Consider the following 24,870-nt stretch of genomic DNA (forward strand, 5'->3'; position numbering starts at 1 on the left):
GTCCACGGCATCAAGCGGCGGTCGTCCTCGTTCAACACGGCGCGGATCGATCACCTCTACCAGGACCCGCATTCCCGCAAGGTGCCGTTCCTGCTGCATTACGGCGACATGACCGACTCGACCAACCTGATCCGGCTGATGCAGCAGATCAGGCCGACCGAGATCTACAACCTCGCCGCCCAGAGCCATGTCGGCGTCAGTTTCGAAAGCCCGGAATACACCGCCAACGCCGACGCCATCGGCGTGCTGCGGCTGCTGGAGGCGATCCGCATCCTCGGCATGGAGAAGGAGACGCGGTTCTATCAGGCCTCGACCTCGGAGCTCTACGGCCTGGTCCAGGAGGTGCCGCAGAAGGAGACCACGCCGTTCTACCCGCGCTCGCCTTACGGCGTCGCCAAGCTGTACGGCTACTGGATCACGGTCAATTACCGTGAGGCCTACGGCATGTTTGCCAGTAACGGCATCCTGTTCAACCACGAGAGCCCGATCCGCGGCGAGACGTTCGTCACCCGCAAGATCACCCGCAGCGTCGCCCGCATCGAGACCGGCCTGGAGGAGGCGCTCTACCTCGGCAACCTCGAGGCCAAGCGCGACTGGGGCCATGCGCGCGACTATATCGAGGGCATGCACAAGATCCTGCAGGCGGATGCCCCGGACGATTTCGTGCTGGCGACCGGCGAGACGCGTTCGGTGCGCGAGTTCGTCGAACTGGCGTTCGCCGAAGTCGGCCGCCGCATCGAGTGGCGCGGCCAAGGCGTCGACGAGACCGGCGTCGACACAAAATCCGGCAAGACCGTGGTCCGCATCGATCCGGTCTATTTCCGCCCCACCGAGGTCGATCTTCTGGTCGGCGATGCCAGCAAGGCGCGCGAGAAACTGGGCTGGAAGCCCAAGACGTCGTTCGCCCAGATGGTCAAGGAAATGGTCGCGAACGATCTCGACGAAGCGAGGCGGGAGGTCGCCAATGGCAAGCCTGCCGTTTGAGCTGAAGGGCAAGACGGTCTACGTCGCCGGCCACCGCGGCATGGTCGGCGCCGCGCTGGTGCGCCGGCTGGCGCGGGAAGACGTCGAACTGCTGACGACGCCCCGCAATGAGGTCGATCTGCGCAATCAGGCCGCGGTCAATGCGTGGTTTGCCGCCAACCGGCCCCAGGTGGTGTTTCTGGCGGCCGCCAAGGTCGGCGGCATCGTCGCCAACAACACGCTGCGCGCCGAATTCCTCTACGACAATCTGGCGATTGCTTCGAACGTGATCCATGCGGCGCATCTCCACGGCGCCGAGAAGCTGATGTTTCTCGGCTCCTCCTGCATCTATCCCAAGCTGGCGCCGCAGCCGCTGCGCGAGGACTCGATGCTGACGGGGCCGCTGGAGCCGACCAACGAACCCTATGCGATTGCCAAGATCGCCGGGATCAAGATGGTGGAGGCCTATCGCAGCCAGTACGGCGCCGACTTCATCAATGTGATGCCGACCAATCTTTACGGCCGCGGCGACAATTATCACCCCGAATACAGCCACGTCGTCGCCGCCCTGATCCGCCGCTTTCACGAGGCCAAGGTTGCCGGCGCCAAGGAGGTCGTGGTCTGGGGTACCGGCACGCCGCGGCGCGAATTCCTCTATGTCGATGATCTCGCCGACGCCTGCATCCATCTGATGAAGACCTATTCGGAGAGTGAACTGGTTAATATCGGCACCGGCGAGGACATCACGATCGCCGAATTCGCCCGCGTGGTCGCGGCAATCGTCGGCTATACCGGAGCGATTAGTTTTGATGCCTCGCGCCCCGACGGCACGCCGCGAAAGCTGCTCGACGTCAGCCGCCTGGCAAAACTCGGCTGGCGGGCCAGCACGAAGCTTGAGAACGGCATCCGGCTCGCCTATCAGGCCTACGTGAGCGAATCGAAATTGACCACGAACTAGTCACTTCTGTGGCGATAGCCGCATCTCCGCTATCACCAGCTAACTTTAACGGTCCGGAAGAGTGGAGAACTGCTTGTGAGCAGCCAATCTAGTCTCTCTACTTTTGATTTCCTGGTCAGACGCGAGAAGCACCTCTGAGCGCATGTGCCGCAACGATAGCTGCGCGCGCAAGAATCCATCCGCTTCTTTAGTCCCGACCTCTCCGCCCGCGTTATTGGAGGTGCGCATCCTCTATTGCCGATGCGACTAGCGCGACTAGCAAACGATCTCGCTCAGAAATCGCGCTCAGAGGAACGAGTTAGGGACAGGCGCCCCACCCGCCTAACAAGCGGCACGAGTTCACGCCGAAACCGGCCCTTCCATTTCGGCGCATCAGGTTGGGGGCGCAGCTAGGTTCAAAGAGAATTCAGATGTTCTTGGACGCTCTTCCACCTGCGCATCGTAGAATGGGAAACCGGCCTTAAGCGCTTCCGCTGCATCGGCCGGTTGATTCCCGAGCCGACAGTGGCGACGTCCACTGCCCCTTTGATGACGTGGCCGGCAATCCCGGCAAGGGCAGGAAGGATTTTCCCTTCCCGAAGGCCATAACGCCATGACGCGCCAATGAGTGCTGCGCGCCCAGGCAACAATTTCCTAAGCGTGAGTCGGTCCTGGCGATACCCGAGTAAGATCGTGTCGAGCCCGGCAAACTTACTGTGCCGGAAGTTTCGTAGCAACAGATCCTGGTCCTCGGCATAGGTAGGCTTGGAATCATATGGATGGCGGCGGAACCAAGCCGTTCGTCCGCACCATGTTGGGTGAGGAAGAGGAAAACCGACAAACGGTCGCGCGATTATGTCCTGATGGGTGCGCCCGATCGGCATTTCGCCAATGAGCTCGCCGCTGCTGGTGAACACCACCGCCCCGCACCCGAGGAGATCGATCTGCGGGTCACGCTGCAGTCGCTCAATCTGGTGGACCAATCGGTCCGGGAAACAAATATCATCCGCATCCATGCGAGCAATAAACTCGCCTCTGCTTAGGGCAACTGCCTGATTGAGCCGCAACGCAAGTCCAGCAGAACAATGCTCGCGAACGATTCGAATGCGCTCATCACCGAAGCCCTCAACGATCGCACCGCTCTGATCACTGGAGCCGTCGTCCACGACGATCATCTCCCAATCCTGCAGTGCCTGCAGTTGAACCGACCGGATCGCGTCTGCTACCGTCGATGCGCTGTTCCGCATCGACATAATGATAGAAACGAGTGGGAGCTGTGCCACAGTGTTGACTTTTGTGTGCACGTGCAAAGCGTACGCGCTAGGATTTAGAATTCAAAGCGATACCATGCGGCTACCGGCAAGAACTCGTCTCAAATACTCGCAAGTAACGTCATACCTGGCAACCCAAGCCCGGAGTTGATGACTTTGAAACGGGACGGGTACTTTGCGACGATTTCGTCGATGGCGCGCGCGGGTCCGACGTTATACTTCGACTCTGCCGATTGGAAGAACGTATCGTGCGCAAGAGCGCTGGCGTCCGGCACAGTCGAGAAGATCCGGTCCAGCTCGGTACGAACGGACTCGTAGGCGTGATCGCCATCGACGAAGAATAGCGGCCGCTTCGGTTGCCCGAGTTTCTGCCAAAGATCGAGTGCAACCTCAACGCCGTTGCCCCGATGCAGATGAACCTTGTCTAGACCGCGAACGAGGAAGCCGTGCTCCTGGCCGGGATGTTCGACGTGAGTGGCGTCCGGCGGGAGATCAATCGAATGAATTTCATATCCGAACTTGAACGCCCGGTCGCATTCGTAAAAAACCCTGGCGGAAACGCCAATATGCGTTCCCCAATCAAATACCACTGACGGCTTCAGCCGGCACGCTGCGGCAGTCATGAGCAGCAACTCGTTAACCGGGTATGGGTGGACACCCACCACAGGCACGACTCTTTCCAGCAGAAAGCTCGACAGACTCCAGAGATCGACCTCGAACTCGGCGGCGCCAGGATTGCGGACAGGATCAGGCCAGGAGCGTGTGAGATCGGGTGTTGTTGCGTCTGCAATTTTTTTTGCTTTCCGACGTAACAAATGAATGATCGAGCGAGCTGTTAGTGGCACTGCGATACTCTCGTTGCAAGTTGAAAGAATTATTGTCGCGCATGATCAGACCAAGACCCACCCAGGGGGGTAAAGATCATGAATATTGAGCTTCTTCAGTTCATTTGGCGCAAACCACGCGCGCGGCGCGATGACGACCTTATCCGGCGAGCGATTGAGCCAAGCGCCCCACCAGCTAAAGGAGCTGTTGGCGATGATATGGTGCCGGCAACGTGCCATCAGTGCCATGTCCTCCCAAGGCCGCTGCGGATCGCCCCGGACAAGGACCAGCCGCGATTTCGGGACGAAATTCAGAATCTCCTCCGCCGCGGTCGGATCATCGGAAAACACGAACAATGTCGATTCCTGACCGATCCCCGCCTCGAGCCGATCGAGCGCCTGGCGATAATACCGTTCGCCCAAGATGCCGTGGAATTCTGCGGTTCCGGGATTGAGGTAGTCGCCCCGGCGGACATGCGTCGATACGGGCAGCCGGCTGCATTCGATGCGGGCGAGCACTTCCGCGGCCGCGTCGCTCAAGGGTTCTCGGGGAGAAAACCAGTCGCGCAGCCTTTCAGCGATGCAGCCAAAGTAACGCTCGCTTTGGAAATAGCCAAACAGCACAGTTCGTGGGCCAAGCGCTTCGAAAGCCGGGTCGTAGTGGAAATGCGGCTCTCGATACTCCTGCGGCGAAGATGCAAGTTTCGGCAGGCCGGCCAAGCCAAGCAGCCTATCGACTCGCCCTTTCCACAGTGCTCGCGCAAATTGCTTTTGATCTTTCTCCGCGACCCTGGGTTGGGCCAGCGAAACGACTGTCTCCGGCACGCGCAGGCGGTCCAACAGGAAGGAGCGGTCCGAATAATTACGGAAACCGCTGAGGTCAAGCGCAAGTCCGACGCCATGGCGTTCGGCGAGCGCCTTGCCGGCTGCGTACTGAAACATCTGATTGCCCAGTCCGCCAATCAGGGACACCGTAATCACGTGGCCGTTCATCCTTGTCCCTGGGACCTGTAATGTGTCGCGACCGCAGCGCGGACACCTTCATCTAGCCCTGTCGAGGGCTGCCAGTCGAGTTCTGAACGAAGCAGATCGGGCGAGCCAACCAGCCAGGGTTCGTCATCTTTCCGCATATCGATCGCACCGAAGCCAAGCAGCGAAGCATCCGCATGCATTGCCGCTGCGACGCGTTCGGCGAACTCCCGCACTGAATGGCCGCGGCCCGTCGCAACGTTCCAAGTCGCGATGCCGCCCTGCTCGCGGCAATGCGCGTCGGCGCGCAACATCGCTTCGACAACATCGTCAATGTAGACAAAGTCGAGGATTTGCGTGCCGGTCGATATCGCCACACGCTCGCGTTTTATCAATCCGCTGAACAGCGTCGGCAGCAGGCGATGAGGCGCTTCACCCGCACCATAGACTTTGAAGAGCCGCAACAGTCGGAACCCGGTGCCGCTGCCGTTAGCGATCGCGCTTGCCATGAGACCGCCAGCAGCTTTTGACGAGCCATAGAGCTTGCCTTGCTCCAGCTGCGAGCTTTCCGTAAGAAGGTCTTGGGTCGAAGGGCGGCTGTATTCCGAAAAGGTACCTGCCATGATCATCCGAGCGTGCCATTCAGCGCATAGCCGGACCAAAATAGCAGGCAACCCGACGTTGATGGCCATCATTTCACCGATGTCGCGGTGGTTCGGTCGGACGCCATAGGCGGCCAAATGGAATATCGTCTCGACAGGCGCGTGAAGCACCCGCCGCAAACCCCGCTCGCTGAAATCATCGGACGTAATGACACTGACGCGATCGCGCCACTCCCGCGGCAGTGCGCTGGACGATCGTGCCAGAACGGTCACTCGGCTGCCCTCCGATAGCAGGCGAGCAACGAGATGAGCGCCAATGAAGCCCGTGGCACCAGTGATGAGAGCGCTAGCAGGCGGCATGATTCCTCAGGGCGTTGCGATAGTGTTCAATCTGCCGAACGGTAATGTTCGAGGCCTCCGCCGGATTGGCCGCAAAATCGCGATACCAACCAGCGGTCAGTTCGACGGTGTCCTCAAACAATAAAGGGGGCGTCCAGCCTAGCAGGGTCCGCGCCTTGGTACTGTCGAGATGGAGGAAGCGCGTTTCGGGGAAACTGCCGGAAGCATAACTAACTTCCGGCTCAGTCCAGACACCGCCGAGTTGCTCGACCAAATCCCGAACGGTCCGAGCGGCCTCGTCGCGGGGACCGAAGTTCCAATTATCCGCGGCCATGCGATCTCCACTCAACAGACGGGCTGCAAGGACAAGGTAACCGTGAACAAGGGCCATCACATGCTGCCAAGGACGAACCGCTCCCGGATTGCGCAACGAAATCGGCTGGCCTGCCATCACAGCGCGGACAAAGTCTGGCACGATTCGATCGGAAGACCAGTCTCCGCCGCCGATAATATTGCCGCCCCGCGCGTTCGCGATCAGCACACCGTTGCCCCGCTCGGCCAGCGTCGCACGATAAGAGGCTGCAATCAGCTCGGCGCAGGCCTTGGAAGCGCTATATGGATCCTTCCCGCCGAGCGGATCCTGTTCACGATATCCCCATGGCCAGTCCTGGTCGTGATAGACCTTGTCAGTTGTGATGCAGACGACCGCCTTGACACTAGACGTGTTCCGCGCCGATTCGAGCACGTGCGCAGTTCCGATCGCGTTGATGGCGAACGTTTCGACCGGGTCAGCAAAGGAACGGGACACCAGCGGCTGTGCTGCCAGATGGATGATCACTGATGGCCGGTGGCGCTCGATCGCTTCACGCACCGTGGTGAGATCCCGGATGTCACCAATGGTCGAGTCAATTCCCTCAGCCACATTTGCTGCAAAAAACAAATTGGGTTCGGTTACAGGTTCAAGCGCCAGCCCGGCAATCTTGCAACCGATAAGCTTAAGCCAGCTCACAAGCCAGCTCCCCGTAAAGCCGCTGTGCCCCGTTACGAATATCCGCTCTTCTTTCAGCGGTACCTCGAAGTCGAGCAGGTGAGGATCGATTGTCATCGAACGCAAAATCTCATGAGAAGAAACAAAGCGAAGCACCAGCGTTGACCGACGGCCCCTCTTGCTGGATGGACTTTCTCATCCGTTGACCGCCCTCTCAGCCGCTTCAGGGTACATCGGCGACACTACTGTTTCTCCACGCAAAACGCGTTCATAGGAATGCGCTATCTTCGACCAGGTGAAGCGTTCGCGCCAAGCCCGACGGCCGGCGTCACCGAGTTCGCGCAGACGGTCCGGAGCATGGATACCCTTCTCCATCTCGCGCGCCAAGACCGATGGGGAAACCTTGATATATCCGCGATCGTCGGCGTCGGCAGGGCACAGCCATCCACCTCCCGTCCAGCGAACGATTTCGCCGGCATTTCCGGCGGGCACGGTGAGAAACGGCGTTCCGGCCGCGGCAGATTCGAACAAGACCAGCGGCGAGTATTCGACCTTTGACGCGAAAACAAAGAGATCAGCCTCGAAGAAGGCGTCAACGACCTTGTGACGTGGCAGATCGAGGCGGAGCACGGTCTTTTTTGCGGGAGCCGAGCGTGGAGCAGAGGGGTTGGGCTGCGGGCTATCCGTCTCCGCCGGCGGCGCCGGAGCAATTGTCGCAACCCTGGTCAGCTCATCCGGCGGCTTGGGAAAGAGTCGGTCGATCACGCCTGTCATTCCCGCCTCGCGGAACAGCCGAACACCCTTCCGCATTGAGTTCAGGCTGGCAAAGCGCTGCAAGACAGCCCGGAAGTGATCGCTCCTGAACCGGGTGCCCGGCGGTGGCCAGTTGCCATTGAGAATCAACGTTGCACCTCGACCAGCAGTATCGACCTGCACAAAGGCCTCTGCGACAGTCTCGTGGCCCTTGGCGTTTATGGGCGCGCCCACAGTCAGGAAAACCAGATCGGTCGTGGGGATGCCAAGCTCTCGCCGCAAGCGGCCGTCTCGGCGCGTTTCGCGTGCGAACTCCACTTCGCTGGCTCCGTTGGGAATGATCGAGAAGCTCGTGATCCCGCTTGCCCGGGCGAAATCGATGTCGCGATAGTGCTCTGCGTAGAAGATGAGATGATCGAACTTTCGCAGAATATCCGGAAGCTGCTGGAAATAGTTCTTGAAGGAGGGCTCATAGAAACTGGAAAAGCCGCACGGAACGAACACCTTCCGCGCCTTGATCTGATCGAGGACAGGCCACAGCGCATCGAAACTCCACTGCTGTGCCGCCTTGATCAAGATGGCATCACCATCGAAGCTGGTTAGTAATTGCCGGTACCGATCAACCTCCCCTCGAATACCGGTTACAAGGTTTCCGCTCACCTCAAAGTCGTGGATGTGGACGCCATTGTGACGTTTCGTCTTTCGATCGGGATGGACGCGCGTCGCCACACTCACGTCGTGCCCTGCTGCCGCCATCCGCTCGGCGATCTGGCGCATAACTACCTGCACCCCTCCCTGGTGGGGCCAATAGCTCTCGCAGCAGAAGAGAAGCTTCATCGTTAATTCCCCTCAAAGCGCGGCCGGTATCAAACGGCGCAAATGGCCTCGGATATTACGCGCTGCACGCCACACCAAGCCATAGCCCGGCTGCTGCCGAAGCATGAACCGATGGCGGATTTGAGCCTGCGCGTGAAGTACCCGTTGCGCGAGCTCAGGCTTGGTTTGACCTCCACCGATCCTATGTCCCGCCTCCGCCAGGACGGCGCACATGCCTTCAACGTCCGGTTTCGGCGAAACCAGGGCCTCTGCTCCGTGAACGAGCGCGGCCATGTCCACGTGAACCTGTTCAGGCTCCGCAACTCCGGTCGCGTACGCCAGATTCTCCGACGAAATTGTGACGAGCTTCTGCAGAAATGGTTGGGCGCCGGCCCGCGACATGCTGGAGGGAACCTCCCGGTAAACAGTTAACCGCTCGGGCAAATTGGCTACGCGATATTGTCGCGAAATGCGGGACCACAGTTCATAGTCTTCGGGCGGCTGCCGCGCAGGATCAGTTGTGTATACCCCGACACGATCGAGCGCCGATTTTCGTACCATCACCGAAGAGTGCACAAAAGGATTGTTGAAGATAAGATCAAATCGAAGGATCTCGTCTTCCGTAGGGTGGTCATGAAAGCGGCCGCTTGGTTTGTCGCCTACCCATATCTCGGCGCGCGTGCCGATCAAGGCGTGCTCAGGATGGCTCTCCAGAAACTGAACCTGCTTGGCTATCCGGCTCGGATCTGCGAGATCGTCATGGTCCTGCCTCGCGATATACCGCCCTCGTGCTAGCGAGATACCGCGGTTGAGCGCGCCAGCGAGACCAGCGTCGGTCTGATGGAAAACGCGAACGCGTGGATCGGTAATGCTGTCCAAATAGGGGCCGGTCTCGTCGGTCGAGCCATTATCAATCGCGATTAGCTCGAAGTCGGCGAACGACTGGTTAAGGATCGTCCCGAGCGCCTGCGGTAAATCACGGCCGCCGTTCTTCACCGACAAAACAACGCTGACCGTCGGGTAGCCCCCTTGGCTATTCATCATTTGTGTTGCCATGGCTGTTCAGGATCAGAGGCTCGGGCACAGGAATGATGAATCGGCCCGTCCAATCGGGGATCTGATTGATTTGCGCTACGATTTCCTCCCGCAGGTTCCACGGCAGAATGAGAACGTAGTCGGGCCGCCGTTTTGCGATCTCATCAGGCGCGAGAACCGGGATTCGTGTTCCCGGCAACAGCAGGCCTTGCTTGTGAACATTGCGATCGACGGTGAAGCCGATAAAGTCGCGACCAATTCCGCAGTAGTTGAGCAGCGTATTGCCCTTCGCAGGCGCGCCATACGCCGCGATCGATTTTCCCTCCTCGATTAGCCCAATCAATAGGCGCAGCAAGGACCGCTTCAGCTGCCGAACGCGATGCCCGAAGGCCTCATACGTGGCGAGACGGTCCAGTCCCGCCTGGATCTCCTCCTGCTTCAGTTGCTTGATGGCCTCGGACGCGACGACACGACCGGCATGCGCGACATAGAGGCGAAGCGATCCACCATGGGTCGACAAGCGCTCCACGTCGGTGAGCTGCAATCCATGCCGCCCGAATAAGGGTTCCAGCGCCAGTAGCGACAAATATGAATAGTGCTCATGGTAAATGGTATCAAACTCGACGTTGCGGATCATTTCGAGGACATGCGGAAACTCGAACGTCGCGACCCCCTGCTCACTGAGCAGAATTTTGAAACCGGCGACGAAGTCGTTGATGTCGGGCACGTGGGCAAGCACGTTGTTGGCGATGATCAAGTCCGCAGCACCGCCCTCTGCGCGCAACCTCGTGGCCGCCTTCGACCCAAAGAAAGCGACCTCGGTCGGCACACGCCGCAAATCCCGCGCCGCTTTGGCGCAGTTGGCTGCGGGATCCACACCGAGGCAAGGTATGCCCCTCTGAACGAAATACTGCAGCAGATACCCATCGTTGCTGCCGACTTCGACGACGCGGGAGCTTGCATCGAGCGCGAAGCGAGCGATTGCCCTTTCGACAAACGCGCGTGCGTGAGCGAGCCAACTGTCCGAAAACGACGAAAAATAAACATACTCGCCGTGAAAGTGCGTCTCCGGCGTCTCGAAGTCCTCAAGCTGCACCAACCAGCAGCGATCACACACAAAGCTCTTCAGTGGATAAAATCGTTCACTAAACGAAGCCTGATCGGCACGAACAAACGCATTCGAGATCGGCGTCATGCCGAGGTCGATGAGCACCGCTGTCAGCGGCGCGCCACAAGACCGACATGCCGGCGGGTTCGCAGCCATCCAGTTCAGTTCCACAGCCGCCAAGGCGCGCGACCAGCCTGCCAGAGCTCCTCAAGCATCATCTTGTCGCGAAGCGTGTCCATCGGCTGCCAGAAGCCATAGTGCCGATGAGCGCATAGCTGTTCGTCCCTGGCAAGCGCCTCAAGCGGGGTCGACTCCCACGATGTCTTGTCGCCCTCGATCCGGTCGATCACCGCGGGGTTGAGCACAAAGAAGCCGCCATTGATGTAGGCATTGTCGCCAGGCGGCTTCTCGACGAAGGATTTCACCGTCGATCCATCGATCTCCAACGCACCATAACGTCCTGGCGGCCGCACAGCAGTCACCGTCGCCTGTTTCCCGTGGCTGCGATGAAAGGCAATGGAAGCAGTGATATCGATATCGGACAGACCGTCACCGTAGGTGAAGCAGAACGGCTCCTGCGGATCGAGGTATTTGCGCACCCGCTTGAGACGGCCGCCGGTCAACGTCGTCTCGCCGGTATCCACGAGCGTGATCCGCCAGGGCTCGACACTGCTCTGATGATAGACCACATTATTCTTCGTGGCATCAATGGTGACATCAGAATGATGCAGCACGAAGTTCATGAAGTATTCTTTTATCATGTAGCCTTTGTAGCCGAGGCAGATCACGAAATCCGTGAGTCCGTGATGCGCATAGAGCTTCATGATGTGCCACAAGATCGGCCGCCCGCCGATTTCGATCATCGGCTTAGGTCGCACCAAGGTCTCTTCCGAGATTCGGGTGCCCATACCACCTGCGAGAATGACAACTTTCACCGACACCTGCCTATTCAGTTTGCGCGACCGCGACTCTTCAAGCTTGAGAATTGACTTGCTTCCGCTTTGCTTCCACGTGGAAGCCGATCGTGAATTCCTTCAACAGAATTTTCTTGTCGAGTTCATAAAAATACCGCGGCAGAACGTCCCCTATCAGGCGGACAAATTCTTCCTCATACCCTCCGTGATCGAGATTAAGTCGATCAAATTGCCAACTAGATCTGGCGCATTCCTGGGCCAGGTGCGCAAAAAATCCGTGGTTCGGCTCGATCGAAATAATCTCGCAACCAAGCTCAGTCAGAAACTTGCGATACCAATGGTCAGTATAGCCTCCGTAGAAATGATAGGGCTCCTGATGAAGTCCTGATCCCAGAGGCGCGGTCAGGAATAATCTCCCACCCGGTTTGGCAATTCTTATCATTTCGCCGAGCGATTCGATCGGGCGTGGAACGTGCTCCAGAACTTCAGTGCACAAGATGACGTCAAAGCTGGCGTCTGGCACTGGAATATCTGTGATGTCCGAAACGTAATCAATTTGAGCGTACTGTCCCTCGGCGCCCTTATAGCCATCATACTCCGCAAAATCCTGAGTCTCGTATTTGCAATGCTTGAACAGGTTCCGATAGGGCGCTGTGCCCGCGCCAACGTCCAGAACACGCGATCCCGGATCCACTGACCTCGCGCGGTCAGCCACCCATTTATCCCGCGACCGCGAATTAAATTCGCGAGCCTCGGCGGCCGAGACGGATGCTCTCTCTTCAAGAAGAGAGAGCATCGCTTGGGCCCTGTATACAGCGCTAAGCTTCCGCAAGAAAGCCCACTTCGAGTCCTTCAGGTCGCTAACGAATTGTCCGATGACGGAGGCGTTGGTCACCCTGCTGATATCCTTGTATGTTGTGCACGCTTCATACGATCACTGCCTCCGATCAGAGCTAACTGACGCGCTTGAGGTACCCGTCCGGCGCCACGGTGATCAGCAGCTTGTGCTGTATGCTCTTGTCGACTTCGAATTCCGGGTGAAGCTTGAGAAATTCCCATACCGCGGTTTTCGCATTGTTGCCCCTTCTCCACGGCCTATCGGCGAACGTATCATCGGGCATATCTTCAATTACCGTGTCGAAGACGACACAATAGCTTCCGATCGACGCAAGGCGGGCATAAGCATCAAGTTCGGCAAGCACATGATCGTGGGTATGATTGCTATCGAGAAGAACGAGTACGCTCTTCTTGCCCGCCGTCTTGGCGCTGACCTCGGCCACTACCTCAGGCGCAATACTCGATCCCTCAATCATCGAAATGCGCCGGGCCATCGGATGAGCTTCGATTGCAGAGCGGTTATGCGCGCGAATGTCGATATCGATACCAAGCACTTGCGCGTCTTGCGGCCCGCCCGCCATTGCGCTTAATTCCAGCATCGAAGCAGAGAAGATCAAGGAGCCACCGTGCGCGATGCCCGTTTCGATGATGAGATCGGGTTTGATCGACCAGATGATCTCCTGAACCGCGAGAACGTCCTGCGGATATTGAATGATGGGGCGCCCCATCCACTCGAAATGATAGGAATACTTCGCACGGTTGGCGCGATCCATCCATGATCGCGTGACACGGGCCAGCTCGGGGTCATCGCCCATCTGTTCGATCTCAAGCGCGCATTCGCGCTTGAACTTCGGATACTCGCTCATCTCGACTTCCTCTTGATCTCGACACGGACCTCGTAGACGTCGTCGCCGTCCGAAAACGTACATGCTGGGTAGCCGGGAAATGTTCTGGCCCGAAGAAGGTTGAGCAAGTCGCGCGCCAGATAGGGCTTTTCCAGAAGGATCGAGCTTGCCGGCTCCAGCTCGGATCCACGATGGAAAGTGCCCGCGGCAAGGTCCTGTGGCCACGCCTCGAAATCCAGACAGCGGAGCTTCGGATATGTCGCCTGGACCAGCTGTAGCACCGCCTCCCTCGCCTTCCGATACAGCGATCCACCGGTATCCTCCCAGTCGTAGGGGACCTCGAGCTGCGCAACGATATCACCGCTGTCCACGCCCTCGTCGACCATGTGCAGGCTCACCCCAAAGGGCACCCGATCGACAATCGACCAGAAGTTATAGTGCTTACCCCTGCCGTGAGGCAGAAGGCTCGGATGGGTGTTGATAAACCCGCGACGAGTTAAAGAGATCAGCGGCCGTCGAATGATTTTTGGCCACCACGCCAACAGACCGAGATCGAAAGAGAGCCCTTCGCTTGCAGCAAAATCCGACACCTGACTGGACGACTGAAATACCAGGCACTGAATTTGCTCACGGCGTGCCATTGCCGCAAGGTCGTTATCCGCAGTGGTGACGATCAAAGCAAGATCGTCGCGAAAACTGGCGATAAGCCAACGCGCAATCTCCATCCCTACGTGACCATCCGCGAGCAGAAGAAGCTTCATACTTATTCAATCGCCCTGCAGCACACTGCTAATCACCGCGATCACCCGATCCTGATCCGCTGCGGTCATGTCGTGATAGCTCGGAAGGTTGATCGCTCGCGTCGGGATTCCCCATGCGTGCCGGTTGCTCCGCACCTCGTCGAACATGGGCAGCCCCGACAACGGATAGAAAAACACGCGGGCATCGATATTGTCCGCGGCGAACGCGGCAACCAGCTTCTCGCGCGTGACCCCGGTAGACTCATCGAACACAGCGGTCGGCATCCAGGCGCCGTTGACGATGTTGCTGGATTCCGGGTTGATCCTCACGCCGGCAATATCCTGTAGGCGATCGCGGTAATAGTGAAAGATTTCCCGCTTTCGGCAAATCAACTCGTCGATCCGCTCCATCTGTGCGCAGCCGAGCGCCGCCTGGATGTTAGACATCTTGTATTTGAAGCCGACAACGTCGGGCCAAAACTGCTTCGGTTGCGTGCGCGATCGGCCGTGGTTTGAAAGCGTCAGAACCCGCTCGTAGAGCTCAGGATCGTTCGTCACGAACATCCCCCCCTCACCGGTCGTGACCGTCTTGGTACCATGAAACGAGAATGCGCCGAACCGGCCCATGCTTCCTGCGCGCTTGCCGGAATACTCGGAACCAATCGCCTCCGCAGCGTCCTCAATGACGGGAATACCGTGCGCCTCTCCAATCGCGAGTAAACGCTCCATGTCGCACAGATTGCCATAGAGGTGAACCGCGAGGATGGCCTTCGTCCTCGGCGTAATCGCGGCCTCGACGAGCTCGGGATCAATGCACCAGCTGTCAGGTCGAATGTCCACAAATACCGGCTTCGCACCGAGATGGATGATTGGGGCGGCCGAAGCAATCCAATTGGTGTCTGCCATAATTACTTCATCGTCGGGGCCGATCCCCAGCGCCGCCATTCCCAAATGCAGCGCACCTGTGCAGCTCGATGTGGCGATCGCACGGGAAGTGCAGAGGTGGTCCTTGAAGGCGGTTTCGAAGCGATTGATGTAGTCGTAGCAATGCTCGCCCCAGCCGTTTGCGGCGGCATCGCCTGCATACCGAACCTCGAGCTCGGTTATAGAGGGCTTAGTATAGAGAATGCGCGATGGCTCGGACGAGGCCATGTTGGTTTTCTCCGAAACTCGGACTATCACAGTCGGACACCGATAAACGACGATGGCAGCAATCTGTCGCGCTCCGAAATGACGATGTCAGCAACCGGCCAATTGATCGCCAGCGCGGGATCGTCAAATCGAAAGCCAGCGCCAGCACCCGGGACATAGGCCGGTGTAATCTCGTAGTCGACTTCGGTATTGTCGACCAGGGTCTGAAAACCGTGTGCAAAACCCTTCGGAATATAGAGCATGAGCCAGTTGTCGGCACTTAGCTCCTCACCGTGCCATTGGCCATAGGTTGGCGAGCCGTCCCGTAGATCGACCATCACGTCAAAGATTGCGCCGCGCGTGCAGCGCACGAGCTTCGTCTCAAGATGCGGCGGCGCCTGGAAATGCATTCCGCGCACTGTCCCCGCCCGCGCGTTCAATGAGATCGAGCGTTGCACCAAGTCGGTCTCTAGACCGCGAGCGCGGAACGTATCGGCACAAAATCGGCGCGCAAACGCTCCGCGCTCGTCCACAATCGGCTGCGGTTCGATACGATAGGCTCCGGCAAGCTTGAGCGAAGTAAAGATCATAAAAGCGCAAAGCTCACGATCTCTTGCTACCGCTTTTCCATCGACCGAGATCGACAAAAATCGTGTTAATGTACGTATCGCCGAACGCGAAATAGCCGTTGTCCGACATCAGCTGCGCGATTCGCGTATCCTTCACTTCTTCGCGCGTTTCGCTGTATTGAAGCGTTTCAACACAGATGATCGCCGGTCGGTACTTGTTGAGATTCAGCGTCGACAGCACATCAAAATCGAGCCCCTCGACGTCGATCGACACCAATGTGGGCTCCTTGTCAAGAAAACGATCCGCAAAGATATCGTCGAACGTGATCAATGGAACGGGGAGAACCTTTTCGATACGCTGGGTCCCCATGGCTTCGTATCGCTTGGCTTCCGCTTCCGAGAACGTGTTCAAGGTTCGCGTGCTCATTACGAAGAACTGAGCCACACGCGCCGACGTCACGCCGACGCCCGCTTCTATGCACACGTCACGCGGCCTCACGCGCTTTATCGAAGCCATCAGTTCAGGATCGGGTTCGACCAGCACCCCCTGAAACCCCCGCCTATAAAACAGATAAGTGTTACTGAACTGGCTAGGATGGTGCGCACCGATATCAAGATACGTCACCTCCTCGATCTGCATCGCTTTGGCAACAAAATCGATAATCAGGTCCTCGCCGGCCTGAGAATAGGAATGCTTCGCGTCGCGCCAGCGCCACGGCTCGAATAGCTCAATCATCGAAAAGCACCGCCAATCGCTGGCACGCGCACAGTCTCCCCAAATTGGCGCATGTCACGAACTTCGGGTCGCATGATAGCTTCTAAGTGTACGCACCAGCCGCAACAACCTCAAGAGTAACCTGACTTTTTCCAAGTTCGACAAACGCGAACAGCGCGCAAGGGCAATAGCGGAATGCAAGAAAAATGGCCAAAAGTCTAACCGTTTTTTCCTGGCATCTACATACTTGACTTCGTAGGTGGGTGCATCAACACCGGCACCGTAAAGATTTTGGTCGATCGTTCGAAAGCCGCTTTCAAGGATGATGCGAAGGACGACATAACAATCGTAAAAATCAAAATAGCTACCCTTCAGGGTAAAAAGAATCGACCCGCGGGGATGAAGTCCGTAGAAAAGGCTGGGCTGCATGTTCGAAAAGTAATTCTCCACGTTCTGGAACAGCTTCGCATTTGGCGACAGCTCTGGAATCGGATTCTCTTCGCAAACATTTCGCGCCCTGAAGAGCGTATTGAACTTGGTCATGACAGAGCACGACGGGCTTGCAGCGGCAAGACAGGTTTCGATGAACCTTGCATCCCATTCGTCATCATCTGCCGCCCACATGAAGTATTCTCCCGACGCATTCGCAAGGACGAAGCGGAAGTTCGCAATCGCTCCGATGTTGGCCGGTTGACGAAAATACTTTATCCGCGCGTCGACCTCGGAGAATTCTTGAACAGCCCTCTCTGTTTCCGAACCGGGTGAGGCGTTATCCGACACCAGGATTTCGAGATTCGGGTAAGTCTGACCACAGATGAGCTGCAATGTCCGACGCAGACCCACCGGCCTATTGAAGGTCGGAATCCCTATGGACACCAGCGGCCTGTTTCCGCCGGACAAATCGACAGCGGAAGAATCTGAGGCCATGACGTAACCCTGCATTCATCTTTCCCGAACGAAATTCCATTCAAGATCCGGACGAACCACGCCTGGAAATTCCTGAATGTAATCGTTTCTGCTTGCGTCAAACAAATCGTCGATGACGTGGAAGCGAAGCGCGTCCTGCTCGAAGAAATGAATAACGACCGGACTCATTGAGCTCACCGCGACCCCGACAACAAACAGGCCGTTGTTGAGAAAGCGCGGCGGAATCCACATTAGCGATCGATAGGTTCCGCGCGAAATTACGTCATTGTTGGGCAGCGAACTTACGAACGCATATTGGTCCTGCAAGAAGATATGAAAATTTGGGACAAGTCGGTGTCCATCTTGCAGGACTTCAAACGTCATCTCGATTCCTACCGGCTCGTCGCGACCTATCGCATCAACCTCATCAAATTTGCTGTTTACAACCCGAGCGCCGCACAGCCGAACAATGTTATTGCCTGGACGCGCGGCATTTTCCTTGTAACCCAGTGCTGGTCCGCTGCTGGCCCCTTCCGAAAAATACAAGTCGGCAATTTTATGCGAGGGTCCGAGTGCACGAATTTCGCCGTGCTCGAGGAGAATGCACTGACTGCACAAGCTCGTTACCGTAACCATGCTATGACTAACGAAGACAACTGTTCGCCCGTCACTGGTCACATCCCTCATTTTGCCGAGGCATTTCTTCTGAAATTCAGCGTCGCCAACAGCTAGCACTTCGTCAACGATGAGAATTTCAGGATCCAGATGCGCCGCAACCGAGAACGCAAGCCGAGTTTGCATTCCGCTGGAGTAACGCTTCACCGGCGTGTCGATGAAAGCCTCGACTCCCGAAAAATCGACAATCTCGTCAAACTTGCGAGCGATCTCTGCACGGCTCATGCCGAGAATCGCACCATTGAGAAATACGTTTTCGCGCCCGCTGAGCTCGGGGTGGAAGCCGGTGCCAACCTCAAGCAGTGTACCGGTGCGGCCGTTTAGTTGCACCTCGCCGGTCGTAGGCGCGGTAATCTGAGCGATGATCTTGAGAAGCGTGCTCTTGCCTGAGCCATTGTGCCCTATAATGCCAACAACCTGTCCTTGCTCGATTGTAAATGAGATATCCTTGAGAGCCCAGAAGGGCTCCGCCTCCCGCCTAGCGGGACTGTCTCCCTGCTTTCCGCCGACAAGCCCCCGTCCCCACTCGATGAGCATCTCGGCGATTCGAGTATGCCCCGCCGAGTGAACACCTCGGAAGTATTCCTTGCTGACGCCGCGCACTTCGATCGCTTTCGTCATGACGAGGAGCCGACCGGTCTCGAAAAGGTAAGTGACGTCCCCTCAGGTCCGGAATCAGATGCGATCAATGAGATTGCCTTCCATTCGTCGAAACAATCCCGAGCCGCCCCAGAGCAACAGGACCGTCAGAGCTCCGAACATTCCAATCCCGATGAGGGATGGAGCATTGGTGCCAAGCACCACCCAACGCATCGTGTTCACCATCACAGCAATTGGATTCAGTTCGTACAGCCAGCGGATGCCTTCCGGAACCAGCGATGCCGGGTAGACGATTGGGCTCATATACATCAAGACCTGCATGATCGATGGTAACGCGATGCCAACGTCGCGATAAACTGCGTTCATCGGAGCGACCCAAAGCGCGATCGCATAACCGAAAAGCCCAACGACAGCAATCACGAGAGGTGCAAAGAATGCAGTCCAGCTCACATGCGCGCCTATAAGCTTCGCAATTATGACCAAGACCAGGATTGCAATCAGCGAGTCAAGCGCGGCAGCCAATGGCGAGACCAAGGGAATGATCAACCGCGGAAAAGAGACTTTCGTGATCAGCGCGCTGTTCGCGACTAGGCTACCGCCTCCCTCTGCTACAACTCGATTGAAGTATTGCCACACTGCAATGCCCGCAAAGGCGAACAGCGGATATGATTGTTCCTGCACGGGAATACGCACGAACACAACGAATACCGTAGTGAAAATGACCGTGGTCAGCAGAGGCTGCAGCGCCACCCACAATAATCCTACGACGGCTTGTCGGTACCGAACCGATATCTCGCGGCGCACTAGCACCATCAAGAGCTCGCGGTGCGCCCAGATGTCAGCCAGATCCTCGGCGAAAGACCGTTCGCTATGCGGCTTGATGACTTTGATTGTCGTAGAGGTCATTGAACTGACAGCTTCCGTTCCCAGGCGAGCGCATGCCTGACGATTGTGTCGAGATCGTCATAGGCAGGCACCCACGACAACGCCCGCCGGATCAGCGCGCTGTCGGCAACAATGGCGGCCGGATCGCCCGCACGCCGTGGCCGCGGGATCGCGACAAAATCGCTGCCTGACACACGTTTGACGGCCTCGATGATTTCGCGCACGGAATAGCCGTGTCCGTAGCCGCAATTGATCGTCACGCTTTCGCCTCCGCCGCGCAGATAATCAAGGGCCTTGATATGGGCGCTCACGAGATCGCAGACGTGGATGTAGTCGCGGATGCAGGTGCCGTCGGGTGTCGGATAGTCGGTTCCGAAGATCTCCATTCCGTTCCGGACGCCCAGGGCAGCTTGCACTGCGACCTTGATCAGATGGGTTGCCCCGCGGGTCGACTGGCCGATCCGCAACAATGGATCGGCGCCGGCGACGTTGAAATACCGCAGGATAGCGCAAGTCAAGTGGCTTGTAGACGCCACATCGCCCAGCATTCTCTCCGTCATCAACTTGGATGCGCCATACGGCGACATTGGTTGAGGGATGAGGTCTTCGCCCACCAAGCCCGCCGTGGGACTGCCGTAAACTGCAGCGGTTGATGAGAAAACGAAATGCCGCACGCCACCGCGCACTGCGGAGTCGATCAGCTTAAGCGAATTCACCGTGTTGTTTCTGTAATAAGCGATCGGATTAACGATTGACTCAGGTACGACCGAAGACGCAGCGAAATGCATCATCGCGCTGATCCCATGTTCCGCGATGATCGTCGATACGAGACTTTCGTCTCCGACATCGCCGACTATGAGCCGCACCTGCGCCGGAACGGCCTCTCGAAAGCCGGTCGACAGATTATCAAGTACGACAACCGCGTGCCCCTGCTCGACGAGCCCCTGCACGACGTGGCCGCCGATGTAGCCCGCGCCACCCGTTACGAGAATTGTCATTTGCCAAAAAATCCCATGCTACCGCACTCCGGGTGAATCGACTGTCACCCGGATGCTCCGTTAAGGAGCGAAAGACAAACTACGGCGCTCGGGCACCGCCCGATACGCCGCGACCGCTCTTAGAAGGCGGCTACGACCATATCCGCGTCAAGAAGGACGCGGACCTTGCGACCAAGCATCTCGAGCAAAATAGAGACCCGATCACGGTCTGCCATTGCGTTGAACGAGCCAGCACTGTCCAGGAACGCACCGGCCAGCACGCGAACCCTGTCTCCGGGTGCAAAGGCAGGTTGCGATTCCAGCCTAATGAACCCCTGCTCGTCCTCACGCGCCTTGAGCTCAGAGACAACTCCTTCTGGCACCGCTGCCGGGCCGTCGCCATGGCCCACCAGACCCGTCACTCCGTACGTCGACTGAAGCGATCGCCAGCGCTGCGTCGCTATGTCGATCGCGACGAAGAGATAACGCGGAAACAACGGCTTCGCTATGATATCGAGCTTGCGCGCGTGGCGCCGCCGCTTCTGATATCGTGGAAGGTACACGTCAAAGCCCTGACGCAAGATGTGCTGCGCGGCCTTATGTTCACTATTGACCTGCGTCTGAACGACATACCATCGAATCCCGGGCGCCCGGCTCATGCGTGACTCCCCGTTTCAGCCGACGATCGCAGGCCAAGTAGAGCCGGCACCATGACTCGATCCGCGCCACAGGCGGCGACCGCATCGTCGAACGCCGCTTGCGCGTCTGTCAGATCGGTCACCAATACTGCGTCGAATTCTCCCAAGATATCCGCGTAGGAGCGGATCAGATCGACTCCCGCAAACTTGCTGCCCTCGCCGCCCCGATCGACGACAGCGACGACGGTTACGGCAAGCTCTGCGGCACAAAGAATGGCAATTTCGGCAAGATCGGACCTTCCTGCAAGCACGACACGATTGAAATTGTTGGTCCTTGCTGTTGCCAAGGCGCGGGCACAATCCTCTTTGGCAAGGCGAAAGAACGAAAACGAGTCTGAGAGATACTGGATCGTCAGCCGCGACTTCTCGGCAAATCCGGTCGGAGTTAGATAATAGACGTAACGCCTGGCTGGCGCATTGTGCACCTTGACCAGTCCCTTCTTGATGCAGCGCTTCAGGTACACGTTGACGAGGCCGAGCGCGACACCGAGTTCGGCGGCGATGTGACGCTGCGATTGCTCGCCGTTCTGGTGAACGGAGGTTAGAAGGTTGAGCAGAATGCGCTTGTTATCTTGTTCGCTGTGCAGCAAGCGGTCCATCGTCGTCTCTATCGGGCCATTGGAGATACTCGTACCCTGTTCACGGCGTGAACGTCAAGGCCCTCGTTCACGGAATGAACACAAACATCTAATTGTAATTGCTTAGTTTTCTGACAAAACAGAGGACCTCACCTTTCGCATCGGGCGCGTGAGGCCTACGCCCTGAATGGTGGTCGCGGGCGCCGACTTCGAAATTTGACGAGAGTGACCTTGCCCGCCAGGTCTTATCCAGCCCTGAATTCGTGCTGGCTGTTGGATTTGCCCGGTTGGGCGGTGGCAGCGTCGGGAGCTGACGCGAAGCCCTCGATATCCGTACAACTGCCACAGCCCCAAATTGCGGCACCGAGACTCGCTGGCGCGACATCCCTCATCAACCTCTTTCAATACCATTCCTTGCTATGCCGGTACCTACGTGCTGTCCGGACCGCTAACAACTCTCGGACCATTGCTCGGACGGCCGACAGTGACTAAGAAAGCGACAAACGCCGTCCTTTTCGGTTTCAGTCTCTCGTCAAGTCACCTCGATGCCCCCGTGTACACATGACCGTTGGCTGCGCCACTGATCCGCGACGCATATTGTACGTTGCAAATGAGGACTGGGCTTTCTTGCTAGGCCGACTACTCATGGCTCGTGCGGCGAAGAAAGCTGGCTTCGAAGTTCATGTCGCAACGCGAACTAACGAGCATGGTCCCGCGATTGAGGCAGAGGGCTTCATTTTGCACAGCATTCCATTCAGCCGTGGGCGACTGTCTGCGATTGCTGCAATCCGGACAATCTTAGCACTACGACGCCTTGAAGGCGACATTAGACCGGACATCGTACACCAGTCTGGGTTGCAGTGCTGCTTCTACGGTACGATTGCCGTGATTGGGCGCAGCATCTCACAAGTGAATGCGTTCACTGGACTTGGGTATATCTTTACGTCGACAGCTCGGAGGAAGCGCATTCTAAAGGCCATCATCGGCTGGATGCTGCCTCCGCTCTTGAACCGCCGAACCAGCGTAGTTTTGGTTGAAAATTCGGATGATCGAAAAGTTCTCGCCGATCTGGGAGTGGACGAGAAGCGCCTTGTCGTCATCCCCGGATCGGGCGTAGACACCGATCTCTTTCAGCCGCTGCCCGAGCCTGAAGGACCTATCACCTTCGGCTTCGCAGGACGATTGTTGGCCGATAAGGGCATTCGAGCCTTGGTATCGGCTCACCAAATTCTGAGGGATCAAGGGCACGACTTCAGGCTCGTGATTGCCGGCAAGCCAGATCCGGCGAATCCTGCATCAGTCTCTTATGAGGAAGTCGAAGAATGGAGTAGACGTCCTGGGGTCACTTGGCTGGGACACATCGACGACATAGCCTCGCTTTGGAGGCGCTGCCATTTCGCAATACTGCCGTCCCACCGGGAGGGCCTGCCCGTTAGCCTTTTGGAGGCAGCCGCGTGTGGCCGAGCACTGATAGCAACTGATGCACCAGGTTGCCGCGAGATCGTCATTGACGACGACACCGGATTGCAAGTGCCCGTTGAGAATCCTGCAGCATTAGCGAATGCTATTCTGCGCCTCGCCAACTCGGCACAACTCCGAACACGGTACGCTCGGTCAGCGCGCAATCAGGTAGTATCCAAACATTCGGCAAAAATCGTGGGAGCTTCGATTGTGGAGCTTTACAACGAACTTACACGTCCGGCGCACGGTTAAGCTGCACGGCGTTGCCGTTGCCCAAAAAATCTCGGGTAAACCCAAGTGCATCTTGGACCATTTCCGCCAAGGATCGCGCGGGCTCTTCCCGGACGCACGCGATGTTCGGTAGCTCGTATCCCTCTTCGTCAAAGGATAGATGATACCCGTCTCTTACGTCGAAGTAGTAATGTGGCATCGCTTCATTTCCAACTTGCCCTGGCCAGGCCGGGATATCTCACGCGGAGGCCCCTGTCACTGGAGATGATTGTTCCGTGAGCCGGGCAGCGTAGCCTAGGAACAGGAACAGCAGGCCGGACGATACCAGACTGCCGTAGGCAAGGTCGTTCACCAGCACAAAAACCAACGCGCTGAAAACAAAGGCGCCTTCACGGTCCATTCTCGCTACCGTCCAGATCCGGCGTAGCGCAAACACAATCATCAGCACAAGCGCCGCTCCACCGAGCCAACCGAATTCGACCGCAGCCTGCAGGACAGCATTATGCGGGAACATCTTCAGGCATGACGTGCGCTCGAACGAAGAGAGGCCGTGTCCGAACAAACCAGCATCCGGCATCTTTGAAACCGCGGAGCGCAGCAATGTCTTTCGCATCTCGACCGTGTTATAGGACTCAGCACATTCTTCCGCTTCAGATCGCGCGTGGCCGTTGAACGGATCAATCGCGGCGCGAAGTGATCCGATCGAGGTTTGATGCCGGGCGGCAAACCCGATCGTGCCCGCCAAGACAAAGATACCAACGATGACTGAGACGGCCACCCGCTGCCTCGACCGAGCCACCAGCAACGACGCCAGCAACGCAATCAACAGCGCGACGAATACAAATCGAACCTGCGCCGCAGCGAATATCACGATCGGACCGCAGGCAATGACACATGCGAAAATCGCCCGGTGGATTGTCAGTTTTTCCGACGTGGCAATCACGATCAGCAGGAAACCGAGTGACATCAGAAAGACCGTCGGGGCATGCCCGAAACCGAGTACGACAGGACGCCCGCGCAGGTCTACGGCCGCCCCATAGAGAGACCCCGCGACCACAATCGCCCCAAGCAGAACAATCGAAATCGTTATGGCTGAAAAGGCTCCGAACGGCTTACCTAAGGGCACGGCACGACAGGCCGGATAGGCGGCAAGTGAAAGCGCAAACAACGCAGCATCCCGCGCCGGCGGCAGACCGTTGAGCACCACAGAGACCGCAATAGTCGCAACAAGGGCCGCAAACAGAACGTCGATCTCGCGGAGCACAATTCCCCGGTAATGGCCGAACAGCCCGATCACCACCGTCGAGCCACCCAGCACGGCCGCCGTCAAAACCGGGTTGCTGATCGAACCCAGCGCCCCATTAATCAGGGCAAGGATCGGGCCGCTCGAAATCAGAATCGCAAACGGAATTCGCCACGTCATGCCACAGCCCCCGGTTACCCCATCCCGACCCGTCGGCAGTTTTAACAGGCGCCTCATGAGTAATATTGCAGCGCCGCAAA

26 protein-coding genes are annotated in these 24,870 nt (G+C 57.7%); 3 read left to right on the forward strand and 23 right to left on the reverse strand.

The annotated features are described in order from the left end of the window. Together gmd and fcl are read left to right on the forward strand one after the other, a co-directional pair. On the forward strand, positions 1-984 hold a 984-nt coding region (gmd, locus tag YUO_RS0134820; protein ID WP_028348552.1), incomplete at its 5' end, for a GDP-mannose 4,6-dehydratase. Beyond that, positions 965-1,921 carry a GDP-L-fucose synthase gene (fcl, locus tag YUO_RS0134825; protein ID WP_028351339.1) on the forward strand — a complete coding sequence of 319 codons (957 nt, stop codon included), beginning with the start codon at positions 965-967 and terminating at the stop codon, positions 1,919-1,921. The genes gmd and fcl, both read left to right, overlap by 20 nt. Positions 1,922-2,316: 395 nt before the next feature. Here the strand turns inward: fcl and YUO_RS44140 are convergent, their stop codons facing one another. From YUO_RS44140 to YUO_RS0134935, 21 genes are all read right to left on the reverse strand, one after another. Further along, positions 2,317-3,153 (reverse strand): glycosyltransferase family 2 protein, encoded by an 837-nt coding sequence (locus YUO_RS44140; RefSeq protein ID WP_283806440.1) that lies wholly within the window; start codon positions 3,151-3,153, stop codon positions 2,317-2,319. 119 nt (positions 3,154-3,272) lie between these two features. Next, positions 3,273-4,016, reverse strand: a complete 744-nt coding sequence (locus YUO_RS0134840; RefSeq protein ID WP_156908898.1) for a class I SAM-dependent methyltransferase — start codon at positions 4,014-4,016, stop codon at positions 3,273-3,275. Between the two features lie 45 nt (positions 4,017-4,061). Then, the gene (locus YUO_RS0134845) at positions 4,062-4,988 is read right to left on the reverse strand and encodes an alpha-1,2-fucosyltransferase (protein WP_051379807.1); all 927 of its coding nucleotides are present in this window, start codon (positions 4,986-4,988) and stop codon (positions 4,062-4,064) included. Next, positions 4,985-5,926 carry an NAD-dependent epimerase/dehydratase family protein gene (locus tag YUO_RS0134850; RefSeq protein WP_028351343.1) on the reverse strand — a complete coding sequence of 314 codons (942 nt, stop codon included), beginning with the start codon at positions 5,924-5,926 and terminating at the stop codon, positions 4,985-4,987. Before YUO_RS0134850 ends, YUO_RS0134845 begins: the two co-directional genes overlap by 4 nt. After that, the gene (rfbG, locus tag YUO_RS0134855) at positions 5,913-7,049 is read right to left on the reverse strand and encodes a CDP-glucose 4,6-dehydratase (protein WP_198028157.1); all 1,137 of its coding nucleotides are present in this window, start codon (positions 7,047-7,049) and stop codon (positions 5,913-5,915) included. The genes YUO_RS0134850 and rfbG overlap by 14 nt, the downstream gene beginning before the upstream one ends. A gap of 39 nt (positions 7,050-7,088) precedes the next feature. Beyond that, positions 7,089-8,483, reverse strand: a complete 1,395-nt coding sequence (locus tag YUO_RS42745) for a glycosyltransferase family 4 protein (RefSeq protein WP_051379808.1) — start codon at positions 8,481-8,483, stop codon at positions 7,089-7,091. 12 nt (positions 8,484-8,495) lie between these two features. Beyond that, positions 8,496-9,506 carry a glycosyltransferase family 2 protein gene (locus YUO_RS42750; protein ID WP_198028158.1) on the reverse strand — a complete coding sequence of 337 codons (1,011 nt, stop codon included), beginning with the start codon at positions 9,504-9,506 and terminating at the stop codon, positions 8,496-8,498. After that, the gene (locus YUO_RS0134870) at positions 9,496-10,761 is read right to left on the reverse strand and encodes a class I SAM-dependent methyltransferase (protein WP_035728299.1); all 1,266 of its coding nucleotides are present in this window, start codon (positions 10,759-10,761) and stop codon (positions 9,496-9,498) included. Before YUO_RS0134870 ends, YUO_RS42750 begins: the two co-directional genes overlap by 11 nt. Positions 10,762-10,766: 5 nt before the next feature. Continuing rightward, positions 10,767-11,540, reverse strand: a complete 774-nt coding sequence (gene rfbF / locus YUO_RS0134875; RefSeq protein ID WP_028351346.1) for a glucose-1-phosphate cytidylyltransferase — start codon at positions 11,538-11,540, stop codon at positions 10,767-10,769. Positions 11,541-11,577: 37 nt separating this feature from the next. Further along, complete coding sequence (locus YUO_RS0134880) at positions 11,578-12,414, reverse strand: class I SAM-dependent methyltransferase (RefSeq protein WP_051379810.1); 837 nt, start codon at positions 12,412-12,414, stop codon at positions 11,578-11,580. Positions 12,415-12,472: 58 nt separating this feature from the next. After that, positions 12,473-13,222 carry a cephalosporin hydroxylase family protein gene (locus YUO_RS0134885; protein ID WP_028351348.1) on the reverse strand — a complete coding sequence of 250 codons (750 nt, stop codon included), beginning with the start codon at positions 13,220-13,222 and terminating at the stop codon, positions 12,473-12,475. Continuing rightward, the gene (locus YUO_RS45575) at positions 13,219-13,962 is read right to left on the reverse strand and encodes a formyltransferase family protein (protein WP_028351349.1); all 744 of its coding nucleotides are present in this window, start codon (positions 13,960-13,962) and stop codon (positions 13,219-13,221) included. Before YUO_RS45575 ends, YUO_RS0134885 begins: the two co-directional genes overlap by 4 nt. Positions 13,963-13,968: 6 nt before the next feature. After that, the gene (locus YUO_RS0134895) at positions 13,969-15,093 is read right to left on the reverse strand and encodes a DegT/DnrJ/EryC1/StrS family aminotransferase (protein WP_028351350.1); all 1,125 of its coding nucleotides are present in this window, start codon (positions 15,091-15,093) and stop codon (positions 13,969-13,971) included. Positions 15,094-15,119: 26 nt separating this feature from the next. Then, positions 15,120-15,662, reverse strand: a complete 543-nt coding sequence (gene rfbC, locus YUO_RS0134900; RefSeq protein ID WP_028351351.1) for a dTDP-4-dehydrorhamnose 3,5-epimerase — start codon at positions 15,660-15,662, stop codon at positions 15,120-15,122. Between the two features lie 13 nt (positions 15,663-15,675). Beyond that, positions 15,676-16,377, reverse strand: a complete 702-nt coding sequence (locus tag YUO_RS42760; protein WP_051379811.1) for an FkbM family methyltransferase — start codon at positions 16,375-16,377, stop codon at positions 15,676-15,678. 54 nt (positions 16,378-16,431) lie between these two features. Further along, positions 16,432-17,298 carry a glycosyltransferase family 2 protein gene (locus YUO_RS44150; RefSeq protein WP_051379812.1) on the reverse strand — a complete coding sequence of 289 codons (867 nt, stop codon included), beginning with the start codon at positions 17,296-17,298 and terminating at the stop codon, positions 16,432-16,434. Next, complete coding sequence (locus YUO_RS42770) at positions 17,299-18,558, reverse strand: ABC transporter ATP-binding protein (RefSeq protein ID WP_035728287.1); 1,260 nt, start codon at positions 18,556-18,558, stop codon at positions 17,299-17,301. It lies immediately after the preceding gene. Positions 18,559-18,612: 54 nt separating this feature from the next. Next, positions 18,613-19,443, reverse strand: coding sequence for an ABC transporter permease (locus tag YUO_RS0134920; protein WP_028351352.1), 831 nt, complete (start codon positions 19,441-19,443; stop codon positions 18,613-18,615). Continuing rightward, entirely contained in the window at positions 19,440-20,420 is a 981-nt protein-coding gene (gene galE / locus YUO_RS0134925; protein ID WP_028351353.1) for a UDP-glucose 4-epimerase GalE, read from the reverse strand. Before galE ends, YUO_RS0134920 begins: the two co-directional genes overlap by 4 nt. A 119-nt stretch (positions 20,421-20,539) precedes the next feature. Next, complete coding sequence (gene nusG / locus YUO_RS0134930; RefSeq protein ID WP_028351354.1) at positions 20,540-21,058, reverse strand: transcription termination/antitermination protein NusG; 519 nt, start codon at positions 21,056-21,058, stop codon at positions 20,540-20,542. Further along, a complete protein-coding gene (locus YUO_RS0134935; protein WP_028351355.1) occupies positions 21,055-21,696 on the reverse strand; it encodes a winged helix-turn-helix transcriptional regulator in 642 nt (213 codons plus the stop codon). Before YUO_RS0134935 ends, nusG begins: the two co-directional genes overlap by 4 nt. 540 nt (positions 21,697-22,236) lie before the next feature. Here YUO_RS0134935 and YUO_RS45580 point away from each other — a divergent pair. After that, entirely contained in the window at positions 22,237-23,388 is a 1,152-nt protein-coding gene (locus YUO_RS45580) for a glycosyltransferase family 4 protein (protein WP_083754847.1), read from the forward strand. Here YUO_RS45580 and YUO_RS49170 read toward each other — a convergent pair. Together YUO_RS49170 and YUO_RS0134950 are read right to left on the reverse strand one after the other, a co-directional pair. Then, positions 23,366-23,566 carry a DUF6894 family protein gene (locus YUO_RS49170; RefSeq protein ID WP_035728290.1) on the reverse strand — a complete coding sequence of 67 codons (201 nt, stop codon included), beginning with the start codon at positions 23,564-23,566 and terminating at the stop codon, positions 23,366-23,368. The two genes, YUO_RS45580 and YUO_RS49170, sit on opposite strands and share 23 nt — an antisense overlap. A 39-nt stretch (positions 23,567-23,605) precedes the next feature. Next, a complete protein-coding gene (locus YUO_RS0134950; RefSeq protein WP_028351357.1) occupies positions 23,606-24,790 on the reverse strand; it encodes an O-antigen ligase family protein in 1,185 nt (394 codons plus the stop codon). Between the last annotated feature and the right edge of the window lie 80 nt (positions 24,791-24,870).

Source organism: Bradyrhizobium murdochi (genome assembly GCF_000472965.1).
GTDB lineage: Bacteria > Pseudomonadota > Alphaproteobacteria > Rhizobiales > Xanthobacteraceae > Bradyrhizobium > Bradyrhizobium murdochi.